Annotated in this window: 11 protein-coding genes; 4 read left to right on the plus strand and 7 right to left on the minus strand. The window is 70.9% G+C overall.

The genetic code is table 11. The annotated features are described in order from the left end of the window. The first annotated feature begins 74 nt into the window (after positions 1-74). Entirely contained in the window at positions 75-818 is a 744-nt protein-coding gene (locus tag ACIGXE_RS15720; protein WP_399747501.1) for a DUF4232 domain-containing protein, read from the plus strand. A 70-nt stretch (positions 819-888) separates the two neighbouring features. Here the strand turns inward: ACIGXE_RS15720 and ACIGXE_RS15725 are convergent, their stop codons facing one another. The 7 genes from ACIGXE_RS15725 to ACIGXE_RS15755 all read right to left on the minus strand — a co-directional run bounded on the left by ACIGXE_RS15725 (position 889) and on the right by ACIGXE_RS15755 (position 13,644). Further along, entirely contained in the window at positions 889-1,413 is a 525-nt protein-coding gene (locus ACIGXE_RS15725; RefSeq protein WP_399747503.1) for a carboxymuconolactone decarboxylase family protein, read from the minus strand. Between the two features lie 166 nt (positions 1,414-1,579). Beyond that, the gene (locus tag ACIGXE_RS15730; protein WP_399747505.1) at positions 1,580-2,122 is read right to left on the minus strand and encodes a GNAT family N-acetyltransferase; all 543 of its coding nucleotides are present in this window, start codon (positions 2,120-2,122) and stop codon (positions 1,580-1,582) included. A gap of 89 nt (positions 2,123-2,211) precedes the next feature. Beyond that, positions 2,212-3,504, minus strand: coding sequence for an MFS transporter (locus ACIGXE_RS15735; protein WP_399747507.1), 1,293 nt, complete (start codon positions 3,502-3,504; stop codon positions 2,212-2,214). A gap of 11 nt (positions 3,505-3,515) precedes the next feature. Next, positions 3,516-4,889, minus strand: a complete 1,374-nt coding sequence (locus tag ACIGXE_RS15740) for a GH1 family beta-glucosidase (RefSeq protein WP_399747509.1) — start codon at positions 4,887-4,889, stop codon at positions 3,516-3,518. A gap of 113 nt (positions 4,890-5,002) precedes the next feature. Continuing rightward, a complete protein-coding gene (locus ACIGXE_RS15745) occupies positions 5,003-5,623 on the minus strand; it encodes a TetR/AcrR family transcriptional regulator (RefSeq protein WP_399747511.1) in 621 nt (206 codons plus the stop codon). A gap of 213 nt (positions 5,624-5,836) precedes the next feature. Next, a complete protein-coding gene (locus tag ACIGXE_RS15750; RefSeq protein ID WP_399747513.1) occupies positions 5,837-6,400 on the minus strand; it encodes a hypothetical protein in 564 nt (187 codons plus the stop codon). Further along, positions 6,397-13,644, minus strand: a complete 7,248-nt coding sequence (locus tag ACIGXE_RS15755; RefSeq protein ID WP_399747515.1) for a polymorphic toxin-type HINT domain-containing protein — start codon at positions 13,642-13,644, stop codon at positions 6,397-6,399. Before ACIGXE_RS15755 ends, ACIGXE_RS15750 begins: the two co-directional genes overlap by 4 nt. A gap of 401 nt (positions 13,645-14,045) precedes the next feature. On the opposite strand from ACIGXE_RS15755, the gene ACIGXE_RS15760 reads away from it, so the two are divergent. The 3 genes from ACIGXE_RS15760 (at position 14,046) to ACIGXE_RS15770 (ending at position 21,943) form a co-directional block, all read left to right on the plus strand. Further along, positions 14,046-19,067, plus strand: coding sequence for an FG-GAP-like repeat-containing protein (locus ACIGXE_RS15760; RefSeq protein WP_399747517.1), 5,022 nt, complete (start codon positions 14,046-14,048; stop codon positions 19,065-19,067). Between the two features lie 336 nt (positions 19,068-19,403). Then, complete coding sequence (locus ACIGXE_RS15765) at positions 19,404-20,588, plus strand: ROK family transcriptional regulator (RefSeq protein ID WP_399747518.1); 1,185 nt, start codon at positions 19,404-19,406, stop codon at positions 20,586-20,588. A gap of 404 nt (positions 20,589-20,992) precedes the next feature. Further along, positions 20,993-21,943 (plus strand): TauD/TfdA dioxygenase family protein, encoded by a 951-nt coding sequence (locus ACIGXE_RS15770; protein ID WP_399747520.1) that lies wholly within the window; start codon positions 20,993-20,995, stop codon positions 21,941-21,943. The last annotated feature ends 48 nt before the right edge of the window (positions 21,944-21,991 follow it).

Here is a 21,991-nt window from a genome sequence, read left to right on the forward strand (position 1 = left end):
AGTCGTGAAACTTGCCGGGAAAGATACTGGTCAGCCCAGCACGACGCACTTCTCAGACTCGGGGGAACACCACCATGAGCACCGTTCGCAGAGCCGCCGCCCTCGCCGTCGCCGCGGCCGTCTCCGGCCTGGCCCTCACCGCCTGCGGCCCCTCCGAGGACGGCGCCGCCGGAGCGCCGACGGCACCGGCCACCCCGACGAAGTCCGCGACGCCGGCGAAGCCGTCGCCGACGCCGAGCAAGGGCACGACGGGCGGCTCCACCGGAGGCTCCACGGGCGGAAGCGGTGGCGGTTCGACGGCCGGTTCCACCGGCGGCTCGTCGGGCGGCTCCACGGGCGGCTCCACCGGCGGCTCGACGGGCGGTTCCACCGGGGGCAGTGGCGGGGCGACCGACCCCGACTACGGCGTGTTCCCGTGCAGCACCTTCGACGTGACGTTCACCGCGAGCCTGGCCGAGCCCACGACCAGCAGCTATCTGCTGAAGATCACCAACAAGAGCGGCAAGCCGTGCGAGGCGCTCGGGCACCCCGTCGTGACCTTCGGCGACCTCGACGGCCACGCCACGGAGCGCGGCACGGCGCCGGCCATCGAGAAGGCGATCCGGCTCGCGCCCGGCGAGTCGGCCTACGCCGGGCTCATGGGCGGCCCCAAGGACGGCACGGGCAAGACGGTCAACTCGATCGCCATGACCATGAACACCGAGTCCGACCTGGAGCAGAAGCCCCTCAAGGCCTCCACGCCCGGCTTCAACGTCTCGCCCACCGCCAACTCCGTGACCGCGTGGATGACCAACGCCGAGGACGCACTGAGCCTTTGACCGGCGTCTCTCGACCCGGCGGCGCTTCACCCGGCGGCGTGCCCGGCACGCCGCCGTGCCGCGGAGCCGGTCAGTCCCACTGCTGGGCGGTGAGGGAGGCGACCGGCTGCGGCTTGCCGATGACGGCCAGGGCGATGAAGAAGTTGATCTGGCCGATCGCGATGGTCAGCGTGGCCATCGCCTTCTCGTCGTAGTGCTTCGCGGCCTCGGCGTACAGCTCGTCGCTGACCCGCTCCCGGCCGTGCGGAGTGGGCTGCAGGGTCGCCTCGACCAGGGCGAGGGCCGCGCGCTCGGCCTCCGTGAAGTACGGGGCGTCCTGCCAGGACGCGACCGCGGTGATGCGCTCGTCGGACTCGCCCGCCTTGCGCAGGAAGCTGGTGTTCAGGATCGTCAGGTAGGTGTTGTTGACGATCTGTCCGGCCCGCAGGTGGATCAGGTTGATGGTGGTCCGCGGCACGGACTGGTTCCCGGTGGCTCGGAAGAGGGCGGCGCTGACGTCGGCCAGCTCGGGCACGAACCTGCCGGGATCGGGCATCCGGGAGATCGAGGGGGTCGAGGGGGTCGTGGAGGTCGAGGGGGTCGAGGGCGTCGTCATGGGGTCTCTCCTTCGCGGTGGCCGCGTGTCGCGGGCCTCTTCGGCGTCTGCACAGCACTGACGGACCGGCGAGCGAGAGTGTGACCGGAGACGGGCACGGAAACGGGGAGGAATTCTCCCGGCCCCCGGGGGCGGCGCGTGGGCCGGCCCCCGAGGACGGTAGGGCCTAGGCCGCCGCGTCCGGCTTCCAGTCCTCGACGAGGAGGCCGAGCAGCACCTCGTCCAGGAACTCGCCCATCACCCAGGCCGAGGAACGCAGCACGCCCTCGCGGACGAAGCCGTTGCGCTCCGCGGAGCGCAGCATCGCGGTGTTGTCCGCCAGCGTCTCGATCTGGAGCCGGTGCAGGCTGCGGACGACGAACCCGTAGTGGCACAGCACCGCGACCACGTCCGTGCCGTAGCCCTTGCCCCGCGCGGACGGCAGCAGCCCGAGCCCGATGTGCGCGCCCCGGTTGTGGTGGTCGATGCCCCACAGCGTCGCGGTGCCGACCAGGGAGCCGCCCTCCAGCTCCACCACGGAGAACTGGACGCTTCCCTCCTTGGTGTCGTCCACCACGAGCCGCGGATCCTGCGAGCCGGGCGAGATCGGACGCCACGGTCCCGCTTCGGCCCGAGAGGCGTTGACCACGTCGTCGTAGAGCTCGGTGCGCAGGATCGGGATGTCGTCCTCGTGCCGGGCCCTGAGCCCGACCTTCGTACCTCTCAGCATGTCAGCTTCCTATCCGACCGGCTCGGCCGGCGGCAATCGGATATCTGCTCCTCGGCCTCCTGTTCGTGGGCGGGCTGCCCGCGCCGTCGTCAGGACACGCCGCGGACGCGGACGACGAGGAGGCCGCCGAGGAGGGTGGCCAGGGCCGCGGTGACGTAGAGGCCGGTGTAGCCGCCGGCGTGGGCGATGACGGGGGAGGCGAGGGCGGGGGCGAGGACCTGGGGGCCGGAGTTGGCGATGTTGATGACGCCGAGGTCCTTGGCGCGGTCGGTGGCCTCCGGCAGGACCTGGGTGACCAGCGCCTGGTCGACGGCGAGGTAGATCCCGTAACCGGCGCCGAGGACCGCCGCGGCGGCGAGGGCCGCCGGCCAGGTGTGGACCAGGGCGAGCAGCAGTGCGGCGGCGGCCATGACGAGCGAGCAGACGACGACGAAGGGCTTGCGGCGGCCGGCACGGTCGGACAGGACGCCCACGGGAACGGCCGTGAGCGCGGCGCAGAGGGTGTAGACGACCGTGAGGACGAGCACGCCGGTGCCCGGGTCGGCGTGGTGGACCGCGTCCGCCAGGAAGTAGAACAGGTAGAGGGTGCCGAGCGCGTTGCCCAGGTTGACGAGGAAGCGCGTCAGCCAGGCCCAGCCGAAGTCGGGGTGCTTGCGGGGGCTCACCCAGAACGAGCGGGCGAAGGCGCGGAGGTCGAAAGCGGGCCGCAGCGCGCGGGGCAGCGCCGGCTCGCCGTGGCGCAGGACGAAGGGCAGGGCGAGCGTGACGGTGAGCAGGGCGAGGACGCCGTAGCCGGATCGGACGCCGCTCACCAGCGCCGTGGTGATCAGCGCGCCGAGGACGAGGCCGAGGGACTGCATGAGGCCCGTCCACCCCGAGACCTGCGCGCGCTGGCCGATCGGCACCCGGTCCGCGATCGGGGTGGCGACCCCGGCCAGCATCGCGTTCAGGCCCGCCTGCGCCAGGCACCAGCCGACCGCGACCCCGGCGACGGTGTGCCGGGACGCGGTGAACGCCAGCCCCGCCGCTCCGGCGAGCGCACCCCCGAGGATCCACGGCCGGCGCCGCCCGAACCGGCTCGTGGTCCGGTCCGACCACGCGCCCGCCAGCGGGTTGGCCAGCACGGCGACGAGCGCGCCGAGGCCGGTGACGAGGGAGAGCGCGGCGTTCTTGTCGTCCGGCGCGATCCGCTCCAGCTGGAGCGGCAGCAGGATCTGAATGGGCGTCATGAAGGCCATGAAGACGGCGAGCGTGGCCAGCGACAGGCGCGCCGTCCAGCCGGGCAGGACGGGCTCGGTGGGCTCGGCGAGGACGTCGTCGGCGGCGTCGAGCCCGTTCGCCGCGCCTCTCGCGTCCCCGGCGGGGGCCGAAGCAGGGGCCATGGTGTCCCCGCTCAGGGTCTCTGGGAGGCGATGAGGGCGCGGTACCACTCGAAGCTCGCGCGCGGGGTGCGCCGGCCGGTGGCGAAGTCGACCTCGACCAGGCCGAAGCGCTGGTGGTAGCCCTCGGCCCACTCGAAGTTGTCGAGCAGCGACCAGGTGAAGTAGCCGCGCACGTCCACTCCGCGCGCGCCCGCCTCCGCGACCGCGGCGATGTGTCCGGCGAGGTAGTCGATACGCGCCTGGTCCCGCAGCCCGGCCGGCTGCGAGCAGCCGTTCTCGGTGATCCAGACCGGCGGAAGGGCGTCTCCGTAGCGGGCCTTGAGGCCGGTGAGCAGCTCCGTGAGCCCGTCGGGGACGACGGGCCAGCCGAACGCGGTGCGCTCGTACGGCTCTTCGGGCTCCGCCAGGTCGAAGGGCAGGCCGGCCGCCGGGTCGGCCGGGGCGGTGACCCAGGTGGGGTTGTAGTAGTTGACGCCGAGCCCGTCCAGCGGCTGGCCGATGGTGCGGAGATCCCCGTCGCGCACCAGCCCGCCCCAGCTCGCGTCGGCCATGCCGTAAGCGGAGAGATCGGGGTAACCACCCAGCATCACGGGGTCGTTGAACAGCCGATTGTGAAGAACGTCGTACGCGGACGCGGCCGCCGTGTCCCCGTCCGACCGGGCGTCGGAGCGCAGACGGACGGGCGTGCAGTTGTTGGCGACGAGCACCTGGGCGTCGGGAACAACTGCACGCAGCGCGCTGGTCGCCAGGCCGTGGGCGAGCAGCTGGTGGTGGGCCACCGGCAGGGCGTCCAGGAGCAGGGCGCGGCCCGGGGCGTGGACGCCGAAGCCGTAGCCGAAGGACATGTGGACGAAGGGCTCGTTGAGCGTGATCCACCGCTTGACCCGGTCGCCGAGCCGCTCGGCGACCACGGCGGCGTACTCGGCGAAGCGGTACGCGGTATCGCGTTCCATCCAGCCGCCCTCGTCCTCCAGGGCCTGCGGCAGGTCCCAGTGGAAGAGGGTCGGGGTGGGCTCGATCCCGGCGGCGAGCAGGGCGTCGACCAGCCGGTCGTAGAAGTCCAGCCCCCGCGGCTCGACCTTGCCCGCGCCCGTCGGCAGGATGCGCGGCCAGGAGATCGAGAAGCGGTACGCGTCGAGTCCGAGCCGGCGCATCAGCGCGACGTCCTCGTCGAACCGGTGGTAGTGGTCGCAGGCGACGTCGCCGGTGTGCCCGTCGCGGACGGCGCCGGGGCGGCGCACGAAGGTGTCCCAGATGGAGGCGCCCTTGCCGTCCTCGTCGGCCGCGCCCTCGATCTGGTACGCGGCGGTCGAGGCGCCCCACACGAACTCGGCCGGGAGGCGGGGGACTTGGGTGGGACCGACGGAGCTGGGTGACACGGGCACCTGCCTTTGGCTGGGGCTTGCCGTCCAAGGTGGGCCGCACCGTAACATGAACACATGTTCACGTTCTAGGGGTGAGACGCGCGGCGCCCCGGGGCCGCTCAGCCCTCCCGGCCCTACCCTCCCGCGGCGGCCGTCAGCCGCCCTCGCAGGTCGCGCCAGTACGCGTCCAGCATGAACGTGAGCTCCTCCAGAACTCCGGCATCCGGCTCGCCCCCGCCCTTGAACGCCTCGTGCAGGACGGCGTTGGCGGCCCACACCACCATCCGCGTCGCCCGCCGCGCCCGCTCGCCACCAGTCACGCCGGTCAGGTGCTCCACGATCCGCTGCAGCCCCTCGGCGACGAGCGCGTTGGTCGCCTCGTCGGCCCGCGCGAGCTCGGGACTGAGATGCCGGCCGGCCCACAACGCCATGCCGCCCCGCTGGGACCGGAAGAGCTCGGCGTAGACGTCCACGACGGTGCCGACCAGGTCGGCGATTTCGCCCGCGAGAGCCCGCTCGACGAGCGCGTCGATGGCGGTCTCGAAGGCCTGGAGATACCGCTGCCCGAGCGCGTCCACAACGGCGCTCTTGTCGGCGTAGAACTGATAGATACTCCCGACCGGCACGCCCGCCGCCTCGGCGACCCGGCGCATGGTCAGCGCCTCGTATCCGTCCCGGGCCAGAATCCGGTCGGCGGCCCCGAGAATGGCTTCGACCCGCGCCCGGCTGCGCGCCTGCCGGGGCGCCCGCGGCACGCGAGGCCGTGACTCCGGCCCCGGCTTCCCTGTGTCCGTCACCGCGGTGTCACCCCACCTTCCCGGTCGCCGGACGAAGTCGTCGAACGTAGCACGAGGCCCGTGGCGAGCCGGCAGCCCACGCCAGGCCGTTGATCGGAGGGGTGGCCTGTCGTCTGCTCCTGAACGCACTACAGCCCCGACCGGCGTGCCGGTCGGGGCTGTAGCAATGAGCTAGTGGCTGTCGAGCCAGCGGCGTGCCGCCACGCTCAGCGGCAGGTCGTCCGGGTCGCCCATGTCGTCCATGGAGCCGTCCGTCAGGCCCTCGGCCCAGCGGCGGAGGACTTGCGAGCGGTGCGGCGCCTTCAGCACGGAGGTGCTGATGGCGTGCTCCCACGTCGTGGCGAAGCACAGCACGTTCCCGTCGAGCGACAGCATGCGGAACTCGGGGCGGTAGGGGGCGCTGCCGAGCAGCCCGTCAGCACCCCTGCCCATGATGTCCCACTCGCTCTGCAGCTCGACGCAGTGCCACCGCGCGAGGCGGTCCCGGCCGGGGTGGAGGGCGATCAGGAACCTGCGGTCGGTCTCGGAGAAGAGCCCTCCTTCGACCGACAGCCGGTACCAGTCGGCGTTCGCCTTCTCCTGCAGGTGCGGATCACGGAAGTCCAGCATGACCTCGACGCGCCCGTCCTCGAACGGGACGCTCGGTGCCTGACCGGTGACGGTGGGCGGAACGAGCCCGTCGGGCGCCGTCCATTCCTCCACGATGCGCAGACCCGCTGCGGCTGGGGACCTCATCGGGGTGACCCACCTCCATGGCTCGCGTACCAGGCGGACGGTGGTTGGTTCCATCTACCTGGAAGGCGTCCGGCGAACCCGTACTCGTACACCCGATTGTAGTTGTGGCCGAGGATGTACCCGACCACGCCGTCGGAGCGCACGAGGATGCGTGTCAGGCCGTTGTTCACGCCCGTGTAGACGGTTGCGTCGTACCACGGGTTGCTCGTGTTGTAGCCGGTGATCTGGCCGTTGGCGTTCGTCCGACGGGCGTCGTACCAGTCGAGGCCGTTGTTGTTGACCCGCTGGGAGAGCTGGCCGCTCTCGACGCGGTTCACCGTCTCGTGGACCTCGCGGGGGATCTCCGCCCAGTTGGCCGCGTTCTGGGTCTGCCGCTTCCCCGTCTCCGAGGGCGAGTACGGGTCCAGATCCGACGGGCACGAGTCGTTGTGGACGAGGGCCGGGGTCGTGCCCGCCAGCACGTAGTACGTGTGGAGATCGCCGACCGTGAGGTTGTGGACCCGCTTGTGCTGAGTCCACTTCCTGACCTCTGTGACCTGGACCCAGGTGCCGGACGAGGTGCGGAGCCACTCACCGGCCTTGAGGTCCGTGGCCTTCAGCCACTTGTGGAGCGACGCGACCCAGAAGGGGTGACCGTCGGTCGCGGTGATCTTCTCCTTGGCGTCGCCCTTGGCGCCGTCGGTGTCGATCGTGATCTCGACGAGGTTCTTCTGACCCTCTCCGATGATCCGTGCGACGACGGGCTTTGACTTTGTCGTGCCCGTCCTCTCGTCGGTGGCCATGACCCGGTCACCGGGCTTGACCTCTTCGATGGCCTTCGACGTGCCGTCGCCCATCAGGACCTTGGTGCCCGGCACGAAGCTGTTGCAACCGCTGGACCCGCCGGTGTCGGTCTCCTTTCCGGACGCCTTCTTGGGTTCGTCTCCCTTCTTCTGTTCCGAGGACTTCGACGCCTTTCCGTCGCCGTCCGCCTTCTTCGCCTTCTGGGCCGAGGACTTGCCTTGCTTCGCCGCGGTCGCCGCGGCCTCGTCGGCCTTCTTGGCGGCCGCAGCTGCGGCCTCCTGGGCGGCTCGACGCGCCGCCGCGGCCTCTTCCTCCAGTTTTCGTGCCCGTTCGGCGGCTTCCTCCATCTGGCGTTTCCACTCGGCCAGGTCCTCGGCGTACTTGGCCATGGCCTGCTGGAAGCGTTCGACCTTCCGCATGATGTCGCGAGCCAGGGCGAGCTTCGACGCCCAGCTGTTGAAGGCCTCCCAGGCGCGGTCGAGGGCCTTGAGGATGCGCTTGGCACGGCCCGCGAACGGGAGCGCCGCGTCGAGGGCGAGGCCCGCACAGGCCCAGCCGTCTCCACCGAGGCACGCCTTGATGTCGTTGTAGCCCGAGACATCCTTGAGGATGCCCATGGCGACCTCAAGGGCGACGTCCAGCGCGCTCTTGCCCTGGATCATCTCGGCCCAAGCCTGCTCCGCCGCCGTGAAGTCCTGGACGGGCATCACGGGCGGTGCGATGGACAGACCGCTCGGGTCGCTGTACGTCACCGGCGAGTTGTTCGCGTAGGCGTACGGGTTCATCTGCTTGGGCTCGTTGTAGTCGACCACCGGGTCGACGGACAGGAATCGGCCCGTCGCCGGGTCGTACTCCCGCGCGCCCAGGTGGACCAGACCCGTGGTCTCGTCGATGTCTCCGCCGACGAAGCCCTTCTTGCCCGGCCACACCGACGGCGCCGTGCCGCGCACCTCGCCGTACGGGGTGAACTTGCGGCGCGTGATGGCCGAGGTGGACGCGTCCACCGCCGTCGTCGCCGTGCCGTTCTGATCGGCCATCAGGTACGACGTGGTGATGACGCCGTCCTTCGCCGTCTTGACCATCGTCGGGCCGGCCGGGTGCGCGTAATACCGCGTGCCTTCCAGCTTGCCCGCGGGGGTCAGCTTGATCTCGGTGCTCGGCAGGTAGAGCGTGGTGCCGGTCTTGTCGCGCTTGATCAGGCGATTGCCGCCGACGTCGTAGACGTACTCCGTCGACTCGCTGCCCTTGGTCACCTTCGCGAGCTTGCCCGCGACGTCCCAGTCCAGGGTCTGGGTGTCGCCCTGGATGGTCCGTGTGCGGGTGTTGCCCGCCTCGTCGTACGTGTACGACTCGGTGCGCGAACCGCCCGGCCCCGACGTGTCGACCTTCTGGAGCTGGTTGGCGCGGGCCTGGCCCGGGGTGCCGTAGGTGAAGAGGCGGGTGACGTCCTGGGCGGTGTCACCCGCGGGGGAGTGCTGGACCTCCTTGGTGCGGTTGCCCGCCGCGTCGAAGCTGTACGAGGACCAGTACGGGTTCGGGCCGCCCACCGACGGGGTCGAACCCGGGCCCGAGGAGCCGGGCTTGGCGGCGCAGTCGTCCGTGGCCGTCCACGCCTCGTTCATACGGCGCAGATAGTCGTACGTGAAGCACTGGACGTCGGCGATGCCCTGCGGGCCCTCCTTGTCCGTGATCTTCAGGATGTTGCCGACGTCGTCACGCTCGAACGTCGTGTCGTTGATCCGGCTCGGCGACACCTCGCGGTCGTTCACCGTCCGCTGGAGCTCGCGGGTCTGCTCGTCGTAGTAGTTCGTCGTGTAGACCTGGGAGCCGGCCGGCCCCGCCTCCGTTCGCAGCACGTCGCCCATGGGCGAGTAGTCGACCTTGCCGACGAACGTCTTCCCTCCGACGCCCATGATCGTGGGCAGCTCGAAGTGGTTGTACGTCATCGTGCTGATCTCGCTGGGCAGACCGCCCACCGCCGGCTGCATCGTCCACGCCATCAGACCGGTGTTCGGCCGATAGCCGGTGGAGAAGCTGTACGTGCCGGCGAGAGCACCCTCCGAGGCCGGGATGGTCAGCTTCGTCCCGGTCGGGCGGTACTCGGTGTCGTAACCGGTGACCTCTTGCTTGTAGGCGTTGCCGTTCACGTACCGGGTCGAGGAGACCGGCAGGCCGATCGCCCCGGGCAGCGTGTCGTAGGTGGTGGACGTCAGCTTGGGACCCGCCAACGAGCCCTCGTGCGTCGCGACGACACGGCCCAGCACGTCGTACTCGGGCGCGGTGGTCTTCCCGCGGGCATCGGTGAGGGTGGCGACACGGTCACCTTCACCGTACGTGATCACCGACGTGCCCTTGTCAGGGTCCGTCTGCTTGACCTGACGCCCACGGATGTCGTACTCGAAGGCCCACCGGTCGCCCGCCTGGCTGACGACCGACTCCAGCATCCCGCGCCGGTTGTAGGTGTACCGCGTCTTGTCGTACGCGCCGGTCGGAGAGTCCGCGCGGAAGAAGCGCAGTTCCGTCTTGCGGCCGAGAGCGTCCAGGAAGGCCTGGGTCGGGGTCTCGCCCTTCGGCGGGTCGACGGTGATGTTGTCGCCGCCGTAGGAGGTGGTGGTGCGCGAGGTCTCCACGCCGAACTTGCGGGAGACTTGCGCCGTCGAACGGCCGGAACCGTCGTACAGGGTCACCGTCGAGGACGGGACCTCGTTGTCCTTCGGGTCCCACTGCACGCCCGACGCGGTGCCGGCGGTGTAGTAGGCGCCGTTGCTCTTCCAGACCTGGCCGAGGCTGTTGTAGAAGGTGTCGGTGACCAGCCGGCCGCCGCCGAGCGCCTCCATCTGGGTCTGGCGGATCCGCAGGCTGCTGTCGTAGATGTCGTAGCTGGTGCGGTACGTGCCGTCGTCCAGCAGCGCCTTGTTGGTGATGACGACCGGACCGTCGGTGCGGACGTCGTAGGAGAACTCACCGTCGGGCGACTTGCTCAGCGGATCACGGTCCGGAGACCAGACCTTGGTGAGGCGGCCGAGCGCGTCGTAGCGCATGACCTGACGGCGACCGTTGACGTCCGTCTCGGCGAGGACCGAGCCGCGACCGGCGTCCGTTTCCGTCGTCCTCGTGTGCCCCAGAGTGTTGGTGGCGACCACCTTGGTCACGATCTGCCCCGAGGACGGCGTATACGCCGTCCTCGTCACCTTGCCGAAGACGTCCGTCGTCGCCGTCGGCCGGCCGTACGCGTCGTACTCCGCGCTGCCGTCCGTCTGGTAGACCGGGGCACCGTTCACGTAGTCCGACAGGGACTCCGTGGACTGCACGTTGCCCGCCGCGTCGTAGTGCATCCGCACGTCCGACGTCACGTCCGCCGGGCGCGCCACGTCGGTCGCGGTGCAGGACTTGGCGACCGACTCCACCCGCTTCTGGCGGGCGATGATCCAGCGCGTCTCGTCCGCGTCGTACTCGTAGCGGGTGCAGCTGTCGTCCGACGGGTCGGCGACGTCGCCGAGGTTCGACACCGACTGGGCGAAGCCGCGGTCGTCGTACTCCGTGTGCATCGCGGTGCGGCGCCAGCCGCGGCCGTCCGAGAGGAGGATGCGCGAGGCCACGTCCGAGGTCTGCTGGACGAACGCCTGCTGCGGTTCGATGTCCTCCTCGGGGACCGCGCCCTTGCGCACGCGGGTCGCGGTCGGGCCGCGCAGCCACGGGGTGTACGTGGTCGCCGCCTCCAGCGGGCCGCCCTCGCCGTCGTACGCCAGGACCTCACGGGTCTGGCCGGCGTAGAGCCGGTGGTCCGGGATCTCGTTGCCCTCGGAGTCCCTGACCTTGACCGAGCGCGTGCCGCCGGAAGGCGCCGCGCGGTCGCCGTCGAGACCCCGGAAGAACAGAGTCTCCGTCTGCGAGCGCCGGTCCGGAGCCACACCGATGAGGGTGCGGACCCGCTCGTAGCCCCGCCACTGCGACCAGGTGCGGGTCTTGGGCCGCATCATCTCGGTCTCGTCGTCGAAGGCCCACGCCGGGTTGCCCAGGAACTGGTACTCGGTGCGCCGCGTCGGCGAGTTGCCGTTGCGGTCCTCCTCCTGGACCCAGTCCACGACGTGCTTGTGGAACCAGTCCGTGACGTACAGCTTGCGCTCACGCGTCGGGTCGTTCGGGTCCGGGATCTCCGAGATCACGGGGAAGCACCGCATCGTGTTCGTCTCCGGCGACGCGGGCAGCGCGGCGGAGGAGCACTGGGTGTCCATGTAGTGCACGAGGATCGTCGAGCCGGTCTCGGTGTCGATCGCCTCGATGCGGTAGCGCAGGTACGGCGGCTTGCCGTCCTGTGCGCCGTCCACGCGGTTGGGGAGCTGCTTGCCGCGGAACTTCACCGGCGGCAGCTCGATCGAGCCGCCGTTCTGGCCGGTGTGCCGGATCTCGGACAGCCACAGCGGGTAGTCCGTGCCGTCACCGGTCATCGGGAAGTCCTGGGTGAGCTTCCAGGTGTCGACCGGCTTGCGCTCGGTGCCGTTCCAGACCGAGGTGGTCACCTGGGTCAGCCGCTTGCGGGTGAAGAAGGTCGGGGTGAACCGGCCCTTGCACTCCTCGCCGGCCGCGCACAGCTGGTCGCCGGGGGTGTCCGGCCACTCCTTGGCGATGGACCAGTCGGCCTCGGACTTCAGCTTGGCCGGGTCGCAGTCGAAGGTGGCCGAGACCAGGCAGCGCTCGGCGACGGAGAACGCGACCTGCGCGGGCGCCTCGGCGAACAGGTTGTCGCTGCGCAGACCGTAGGAGATGTGGTCCAGCCAGCCCGAGCGGTCGTACGGCCGGGCGGTGGAGCCGCCGGCGATCTGGTAGTTGGAGCCGTAGTGGTTGACCTCCTTCTGGTACCAGTACGTCATGGCGTTGCCGCGCGGGTCCACGACGTAGTCGAGGTTCCAGCGGTACGCCTGGTCGCAGGCCGAGTTGGCGAAGGTCGTGGTGTAGCAGGGCTCACCGGGATGGTTGCCGTAGACCGGCACCGTCCACGCGGAGTTGGTGACGGGCTTGCCCGTCGTCCAGCCGGGGACCCGGTTGAGGCCGAAGTAGAACTGGATGCCCTGGGGGTTGGTGAACCGCCAGTGGTCACCCTCCTTGTCCCCGTTCTGGGCGCCCTGGAGCAGCTCGACCCGGGACCCGTCGTCCTTGGCCGGACGCCACTTCTTGGTGGTGTCGTCCAGGACGAGCTGGGTGGAGCCGCCGTTGAGCGACAGCGTCACCATCGGGGCGCCGTGGCACAGGTCGCCGGTGTCGTCCTTCGGGTTGTTGTACCCGGAGTCCTTCCGCTTGTCCTGGCTGCAGGGGACGTAGGACCGCTCGATGTAGTTCGAGGCCAGGTCCCAGCCGTCGCCGACCCACGAGGTCTGCTGGGCGGAGGCGGAGGTCCGGCCGTCGATCGTCGACGTCGAGTAGCCGAGCGTCAGCGAGGGGCTGGGGCCGCCGAGGGAGGCGGGGATCTCCAGCGGGTACGACCAGGAGAAGTCGCCCGAGGAGCCGCCGGCCTGCCAGGAGCCCGAGGGACTCAGCGAGGTGGCCTTGAAGGTGCCGTTGGCGCCGTCGGCGCCCGCGGTGGCGGCCAGCGTCACGGTGTCCGAGCCGGCGGTGGCGGCGACGGACATCGTGTTCATGCCGCCGGGAGCGGCCGCGGGGGCGTCGAAGGTGGCGACCAGGCGGCCGGTCGTCGGGTCGTTCGTGGTGGTGACCGGGATGCCGCCCCGGCAGCCCGGCTTCAGCGGCGTGGTCAGGGCGCACGACGGGATCGCCGTGAAGCGGAGCCGGGATCCCCAGCTTCCGCCGAAGGCGTTCTTGAAGGCGTTGTAGTCGAGTTCGACCGAGACCGGTGCCGAGGACGTGCCGGCGTCGGTGCGCCGGACCGTCAGGAGGAGGCTGTTGGCCAGGCCGGCCCGGTCGGCGGCGGCCCGGTCGAGCAGCCCGACCCGGACCTTGACCGGCCCGGCGGACTGGTCGGCGGGCGCCGACGCGGCCGACTTGGACAGCGGGCCCGCCTTGGCGCGGGCGGCGAGCGCCGCCACCTTCACCGGAAGGACGCCGGCCCGTACCGCCGCCCCCGCCCGGGCCCCGTTGCCGGAGCGCAGGCCGGGGCCTCCGGCCGCGGACTCGCCGGCGGCCGCGCCCAGCCGGGCGGTGGGGGTGAGCGTCGGCTCGGGCAGGGTGATCTCGGCGGAGCCGGCCTTGGGCCAGGTGATCGCCGGAGAGCTCTTCCACTTCTTCTTCTGCGACTCGGCCTGGCCGGGCGCCGGCTTGCCCGTGACGGGGGCGCCGCCGACCTCGGTCAGCCGCTGGAGGGAGGGAAGGGACAGGTCGGAGGTGGCCGCCGTGGCGTCGACGGCCGTCAGGCCGGGCGTCAGAAGGCTGACGGCGAGCAGTGGTATCGGCCACCGCCACACACGCCTCAGAGGCGCACGCCAGGCGTGCGCCTTGGATCTCTTCAAGATTCGAACACTCCATGAAAGAGAGATGAAAAAGAGCGTGAACCGTGTCATGGTCACGCTCTACACAACGGCGCTGAACCTAACAGTCGAGGACTCGGGCGTCGAGGCGGCGCGGGTCTGCGGGGTGAGGGGCAGTCAGGAGCGAAGTCGCTGGTCGTCGCGACTGCCGAGCGCGACGAAGCGGAATTTGACCGGCCGTCAAACATGCGGTAAATAGCGTCCTCCGCCATGCCGAGCGGCCCTGCCCTGCGCGCGAAGGCCTCCACGGCTGCTACAAATAATTCGAACGCCAACGGCCGATCGTCGAGGTGGCCGAAAGGCGCCCCTCGGCGAGCTGCCGGAGGCCCAGATTTCGGCCACCGCACGCACGCGGGGGCCGCCCGACCCCGAGGACTCATTCCGTGAGACCCATCCCGACGCGCACCCGCGTCGACGATCCGCCGCGCCGCAGAACGCCGGCCCTCACCACGGCCGCCGTCACCGCGCTGACCGCCGTGCTGCTCGGCACCGTGCCCGGCACGGCCGTGGCCGCCTCGAACGCGGCGGTTGCCGCCCCGCAGGCCTCCGCCGCGGATCGGGCCGATCAGAACGCCCACGCCAAGGCCAAGGCCGAGGCCAAGCGCACCGGCAAGCCCGTGGAGATCCCCTCCAAGCGCACCGAGACCGACGACGTCTGGGCCAACCCGGACGGCACGTTCACGCAGAACCACGCCCTGGCCCCGGTGCGTGTCCTGCGCGGCGGGAAGCTCGTCCCCGCGGACACCGGCCTCAGCCGGCAGAGCGACGGCCGGCTCGCCCCCAAGGCCACCCGCGTCGGGCTCTCGTTCTCCGGCGGCGGCGACGGCGCGCTCGTCACCATGCGCAAGGACGGCCGGGACATCACCCTGACCTGGCCCAAGCGCCTGCCCGCCCCGCGGATCGAGGGCGACAGCGCCACGTATCCCGAGGTGCTGCGCGGCGTCGACCTGCGGGTCACCGCCGACGTCACGGGCTTCTCGCACCAGCTGATCGTCAAGAACCGCGAGGCCGCCGACGACCCGGCCCTCGCCACCCTCACCTTCGGCCTCCAGGGCAAGGGCCTGACCCTGCGCAAGGAGGCCAACGGCGAGCTGCGGGCGCTCGACCCGTCCGGCAAGGCCCTGTTCAGCTCGGCCAAGCCGCAGATGTGGGACTCGGGCGCCGACCGGGCGGCCACCGAGGCCACCGTCCCGGAGACGGCGGCCCCCAAGGCGGCTGCCGCGGACACCGCGGCTCCGGACACCGCGGCTCCGAAGACCGAGGCTCCGAAGACCACGGCGCCCAAGACCGCCGCCCCCAAGGCCGCTGCCCCGAAGACCGCGGCCGCCAGGCCGGCCGCCGGCGTGGCCGACTCCGTGGACGCCGTCGACGGCATCTCCACCGGCAGCCGCCAGGCGGACCTGGGCGTCGCGCTGAAGGGCACCACCCTCACGCTCACCCCCGACCGCAAGCTGCTCACCGCGCCCGGGACGACGTACCCCGTCGTCATCGACCCGGTCTGGCGCGACGACTGGAAGTCGGCGTGGACGCTGGCGTACAAGCACAACGCCTTCTCCAGCTCGGCGAGCACCAACTACTGGAACGGCGGCACGCTCAGCAAGGAAGCGCGCGTCGGCTGCGCCAAGGACGCCAAGAACAACTACGCGGTCGTCTGCGCCAAGACCTTCTTCCAGGTCGGCACGGGCAGCCTGTGGGACAAGCAGATCCTGTCGTCCACCTTCCGCATCCAGCAGACGTACGCGGGCTCCTGGGGCTGCAACTCCGGTGACATCCAGATCTGGGACACCGACGGCATCGGCACCTGGACCACCTGGAACAACCAGCCCACCTGGAAGCGCCTGGTGGACTCCTCCGGCCAGTCCTTCGGCGGCCGCAACTGCCCCGGCGACGGCGACACCGTCGAGCTCAACGTGACCTCGGCGGTCGCCGACGCCGCCCGCTGGCACTGGCCCGCCTGGACCATGGGCCTGAAGTCGGCCACCGACACCGTCGACGTGTCCTGGCGCAAGATGAACCCGGACAGCGCCCGCATCTCCACCCAGTACAACACCGTCCCGAACGGCATCAGCGAGCGCGGCTCCGACCCCTCGGTGTCCTGCGGCGGCGGCATGATCGGCACCACCGACGAGGTCGTGCTCCGCGCCCGTGTCTCGGACGCCGAGGACAACGCGCTGCGCGCCGAGTTCAACTACTGGAACGACAAGGACTACTGGGGCACCATCAAGCGGCCCCAGGTCTGGGTCTCGAACGGCAACGTCGCCCAGGTCCGCATACCCGCGGCCGAGCTGCCCACCGGCACCTACCGGTGGGACGTGCGCGGCCTCGACGACTACGCGGCCGGCCCCTGGGCGGGCCAGTGCGTGTTCTCCATCGACGCGACCCGGCCCGGTCACCCGCCGAAGGTGACCTCGGCGCAGTTCCCCGAGAACGAGCCGGACAACACCTCCCAGGCCCGTACGAAGGGCAGCTTCACCTTCAACGCCAACGGCGAGACCGACGTCGTCAAGTACCAGTGGTGGACGGAGTCCGACCCGAAGGTGCGCGAGGCCGGCGCGGCCACGGCCGGCGGCGAGGCGACCGTGGAGTACACCCCTTCCACGACCGGCCCGCAGACCCTGTTCGTCCGCAGCCTCGACGCGGCGGGCAACCGGTCCGACCTGAAGGCGTACCTCTTCTACGCCAAGCGCAAGCCGACCCGCGACAAGCCCGGCGACCTCAACGGCGACGACACCGTCGACATCTGGAGCGTCGACCCGGGCAGCGGTCAGCTGTGGATGCACCCCGGCAAGGGCGACGGCAGCTTCGACCTGTCGAAGAAGCTGGAGCGGGGATCCTTCGCCGACGCCGTGTCCCTCTCGCACCGGGGCAGCTGGAACGAGGACTACTACGAGGACCTCGTCGCGCTGCGGCCCTCCGCCGACGGCAGCCGCAAGATGCTGTACGTCTATCCGGGCAAGGGCGACGGCGACCTGCAGCCGGTCGACGCCAACCGGATCGAGCTGGCGACGGCGATGCCCGACAACGACCACTGGGGCCAGGCCGAGCAGGCCCTGGTCATCGGCAGCGTCGACGACGACAGCAAGGACGGCAAGGTCGACGGGAACGACCAGCCCGACCTGCTGGTCAAGACCGGCGGCGAGCTGTACCTCTACCTCGGCACGACCACCGGCTACCTGGACATCGCGGGCGGTGAGTTCCGCGCGCCGATCCTGCTCGGCAACGCCGACTGGCAGGACATGACCCTCATCGCCCCCGGTGACCTCAACGGCGACACGCTGCCGGAGATCTGGGCCCGGAACAGGACGACGGGCACGATCCACCAGTACACCAGCCGGAAGACCACCGACCCGGCCGCGACCACCGTCGCCGACCTCACGGTGTACGGCGACCCGACGGTCCGCACCACCTCGATCGGCACCGGCTTCCCCGGTTCCACCCAGCCGGTCCTGGCGAGCAACGGCGACTTCGAGAACGACGGCTTCGCCGACCTGTGGTCGCGCGACGCGAGCGGCGAGATCACGGAGTTCCCGGGCCGGACCCCGAGCAACGGCACGGTCTTCGGCGCCGGCCGCCGCCTCGTGCTCGGCGGCACGCCCTGGACCTCGTGCCAGAGCTTCACCTCGGCCGCGACCGGTACGCACACGCTGTGCGGCCCGATCCTCGCCAAGTACCTGGCCAAGGGCGGCACGTCCTTCGGTTACCCGAGCACGGACGTCATGGTCCCCGCGGACGGCACCGGCCGTTACGCGCACTTCCGCTCCAACGGCTCCAACGGGGACAACGCCTCGGTCTACTGGCACCCGACCACGGGCGCCTGGATGGTCCAGAACGGCATCCGCGACTACTGGAACTCGCTGGGCGCCGAGCGGGGCTTCCTCGGCTACCCGACGTCCGACGAGTCGACCACGTTCGAGAGCGACGCCTGGGTCACCACCTTCACCGGCTCCGGAGGCAACGGCGCCATCTACTGGACGTGGGACTTCGGCGGCCGCTCCATCCACGGCACCATCTACAAGAAGTACCTGGAGCTCGGCGGTCCGGGCGGCTTCGGCTACCCGACCACCGACGAGACCAACGTCGACGACGGCATCGGCCGGTACAACAACTTCCGCCGCCGCGGCGAGACCTCCGACTCCCGCTCCATCTACTGGACCACCACCACGGGCCAGGCCTGGGGCGTGTGGGGCAGCATCCGCAACAAGTGGCTCGCGCTGGGCGCCGGCAAGGGCTGGCTCGGCTACCCGCAGTCGGAGGAGTACGACGTGGCGGGCGGTCCGCGGACCGACTTCCAGAACGGATACATCCGCCACAACCGCTGGACCGGCGCCACGGACGAGCACCACTGGGCCGACCGCACCGACACCCTCCGCAAGGAACTGGCGGGCGACTTCAACGGCGACGGCCGCACCGACCTGGCCACCGTCTACGACTACGGCAGCGACGCGATGGCCCTGTTCACGCACGCGGCCAAGCCGGACGGCGGCTTCGCCGCCCCCGTGGCCGCCCACACCAACGGCGCCTGGACCTGGCGGGTCTCCCAGTCCCAGTGGGTCGCGGGCGACTTCAACGGTGACGGCCGAGACGACCTGGCCGCCCTGTACGGCTACGGCGACGGCTCCAACGGCATGTTCACCTTCCTGGGCAAGGCCGACGGGACCTTCACCCCGTTGGCGCGCAGCGCGTACACGGCTCCGGGCAACTGGGACGCCACCAAGGGCAAGCTCGTCGTCGGCGACTTCAACGGCGACGGCCGCGACGACGTGGTGATGATCTACGACCACGGCAACAGCACGACCGGTGGCTACACCTTCCTGTCGAACGCGGACGGAACGTTCAAGCCGATCTTCGGCAGCTGGTGGTCCGGTGCCGGCAACTGGAACCAGGGCAGCGCCAAGTACGTCGCCGGCGACTTCAACGGCGACGGCCGGGACGACGTCATCGGCGTGTACGGCTACGGCGACGGTTCGGTCTCCGCCTTCACCTTCCTCGGCAAGACCGACGGCGGCATCGTGGCCGGACCGAAGTCGTGGACCCGTACGCCCGGCCAGTGGGAGTGGTGGCGCAGCAAGATCACCGCGGGTGACTACAACGGCGACGGCCGCGCGGACGTGGCCATCATGTACGACTACGGCTACGGCAACTCCTCGCTGTTCACCCTGACCGGCAGGACGGACGGCGGCATCAACGACGACTTCCGCAGCTGGCAGGCCCCCGCGGGCACCTGGCACGTCCAGGAGGCGTCGTTCCCGGTCTCCGGAGACACCGACCACGACGGCCGCGAGGACATCGCGATCATGTACAACGACGCCACCGGCGCGACCTCGGCGAACACCTTCAAGGCGCGCACCGACGGCGGCTTCGACAACCCCCTCAAGAGCTGGCAGTCGTCACCCGGCACCTGGTGACCGCTGACCCCCTGAGGTGAAACCGATCGCCCTCCGAGCCCACCCGGGCCCGGAGGGCGATCTTCTTACCCGCCGGCTGCCGTACGTGCCGGCTTCCGTACGTGCCGGCTTCCGTACGTGCCGACGGGCGACGAGCCACCCCGTCCGGGGGATCGAGGATCCGGACGTCGGCTTCGCAGAACCGTCATTGCCTCGTAACGCCGGATCGTTGACCGGTGTCGACGGCGCTTGCGAGCATCGGGGCATGAGGTTCTCGAACTGTCGCCGGCACCGGTAGCCCCTCGGTTTGCGGGGCGCCGTGCCGCGGTGTGACCACCCCCGGACCGAGGAAATTCGATGCGACCAGCGCTCATCGCGACACCGAGCGGGAGGCCCGCCGCCGACCGGCCTGACGGCGCGACCGCCGTGCTCCGGGCCGTACTGCACAGTGGCCCGATGTCGCGCACCGCGATCATCAGGGAGACCGGACTGAGCGCGGCCGCCGTGTCGCGGCACGCGGCCGAACTGCTCGCGATGGGGCTGGTCTGGGAACCGTCCGAGCCGTCGCGGCGGCCTCGGCCGGGACGCCCCCGCATCCCGCTGGACATCGAGACCTCGCATCACGTCGCGGTGGGCGTGCACATCGCCGTACCGCGGCTCACCTTCTCGCTCACCGATCTGCGCGGCGGCGTCATCGCGCATGAGCGGGTGCCCCGGCAGCCGCAGCACGGCGCGGTCCTCCACGACGTCGCCGGCCGGCTGCCCGGCTTTCTGCGCCGCCACGCCGGCGGGCGCTCCGTGCTCGGACTGGGCGTGGTCACCGGCGGCTGGGTCGACCCGGACGCCGGGGTCCTCGTCGAGAACTCCGCGCTCGGCTGGCGTGACATCCCGCTGCGGCGCATGCTGCAACGGGCGGTGGGACTGCCGGTCCACGTGGAAGGTCATGCGCGGGCGTTGGCTCACGCGGAACTCCTGTTCGGCGCCGTCCGCGGCGGCGACCTGGTGCACCTGTTCGTGGGCAACGCCGTGGACGCGGCGATCGCCACCGGCGGCATCCTGTTGCAGGGCCGCCAGTACGGCGCCGGAGGCGTCGCCCACCTGCCCGTGCCCGGGTCGACGGAGCCCTGCCCGTGCGGCCGTACCGGCTGCCTGCAGGCCACCGTCTCCGACCGTGCCGTCGCGCAGCGCGCTGTCGCGGCGGGCGTCATCCCTCACCCCGACCTGCAACTGCTCGTACGCGCCGCTCGGGCCGGCGACGCCCGCGCGATGGACCTGTGCCGCACCCGGCTGCGGCTCATCGCGCACGCGGTACAGCCGCTGCTGGACCTGATCAGCCCCGACGCCCTGGTGCTGACCGAGTCCGCCACCATCCATCTCCCGCAGCTGCTGGACGAGGTGATCCGCGAGCTGGAGAGCGACGGCGACCAGGTGCGTACCGGCTCCTTCGGCACGGACACGCTCGCGGTGGCCGCCACCGCGCCGGTGCTCGCGGCCGTCTACCAGGACCCGTTGGGACTGCGCACGGCCGGAAGCGCCCGATGAGCGCGCACGGGCGAGCGGGGTTTCTTCCGTACCGCCACAAAACATTGCTCGTACCGGCGCCGTGGCAGCAGACTCCTCCCATGGACGCACAGCAGAGGGCCACGATCCGGGCAGCCGCAGGCCGGCACCCCGTGAACGCCTTCCGTGCGCACCACTTCGCCGGACTGGGCTGTCCCGCCCGCTGACCGGCCTTCCGCCGACGCGCCCCCACGCGTCCGCACCGCGGCGCTGAGCGCCGCGCACTTCCTCCCCCGGACTCCGGCCCGGCTCCGGATCGATCTCCGATCCGGTGCCCTCCACGCCTGCGCGTACGCGCCCGTCAGGTGATTCCGCGCGCCCCGACGCCGTCGCGTCACCACGGCGCCCTGTTCGACATGCCCGAAACACCCGAAAGGACACCGCCCATGAGCAAGCTCTCCGTCCGCCCCGTCGCCGGTCACATCGGCGCCGACATCGACGGTGTGGACCTCGCCCGACCGCTGGCCACCGAGACCGTCGAAGAGATCAAGCAGGCCCTCCATCGCCACAAGGTCGTCTTCTTCCGGGGGCAGCAGCTCGACCACTCCTCCCAGATCGCCTTCGCCCGCCACTTCGGCGAGCTCACCTACGCCCACCCGCACGACGACACCCCGCCGGAGGACCACCCGGAGATCTTCACCATCGATCCGCGCCGCTTCGAGCAGCGCTACGGGAAGAACTTCCGGGACGAGTACCGCAAGCGTCAGTACAGCTACTTCGACGGCTGGCACACCGACGTCACCGCAGCGGTGAATCCGCCCGCCGGTTCCATCCTGCGCGCCGAGACCGTTCCGGAGGTCGGCGGCGACACGCAGTGGACCAACCTCGTCGCCGCGTACGAGGGACTTTCCGCCCCCGTCCGGGCGTTCGTGGACACACTCCGCGCCGAACACCGGTACGGCGGCAGCCGGCCGGTGGGCGAGGACACCGAGTACGCCCGCCGCGTCAACGACAACCTGCTCGTGTCCGTGCACCCCGTCGTGCGGGTGCACCCCGAGACCGGGGAGCGCGCGCTGTTCGTCAACCCCGGTTTCACCAGCCACATCGTCGGCGTCACCGCCGGTGAGAGCAGGCGCATCCTGGATCTGCTGTACGCCGAGATCACCCGGCCGGAGTACACGGTGCGCTTCCGCTGGGAGCCCGGACACGTGGCGTTCTGGGACAACCGGGCCACCGCGCACCTCGCCCCGCGCGACCTGGAACACCTCGACGTCGAGCGTCGGCTGCACCGGGTCACGCTGATCGGCGACATCCCCGTGGGACCGGACGGGCACGAGTCCGAGCTCGTCGCCGGACGCCCCTTCACCGCCGACCACCGGGTCGCCGTCGCCTCCTGAGTCCGCCGAAGACGGGCCGCCGGCGCCGCACGTGGATCCCCCGCCACC

It is taken from the genome of Streptomyces sp. NPDC053431 (genome assembly GCF_044544925.1).
In the GTDB taxonomy this organism is placed as follows: Bacteria; Actinomycetota; Actinomycetes; order Streptomycetales; family Streptomycetaceae; genus Streptomyces.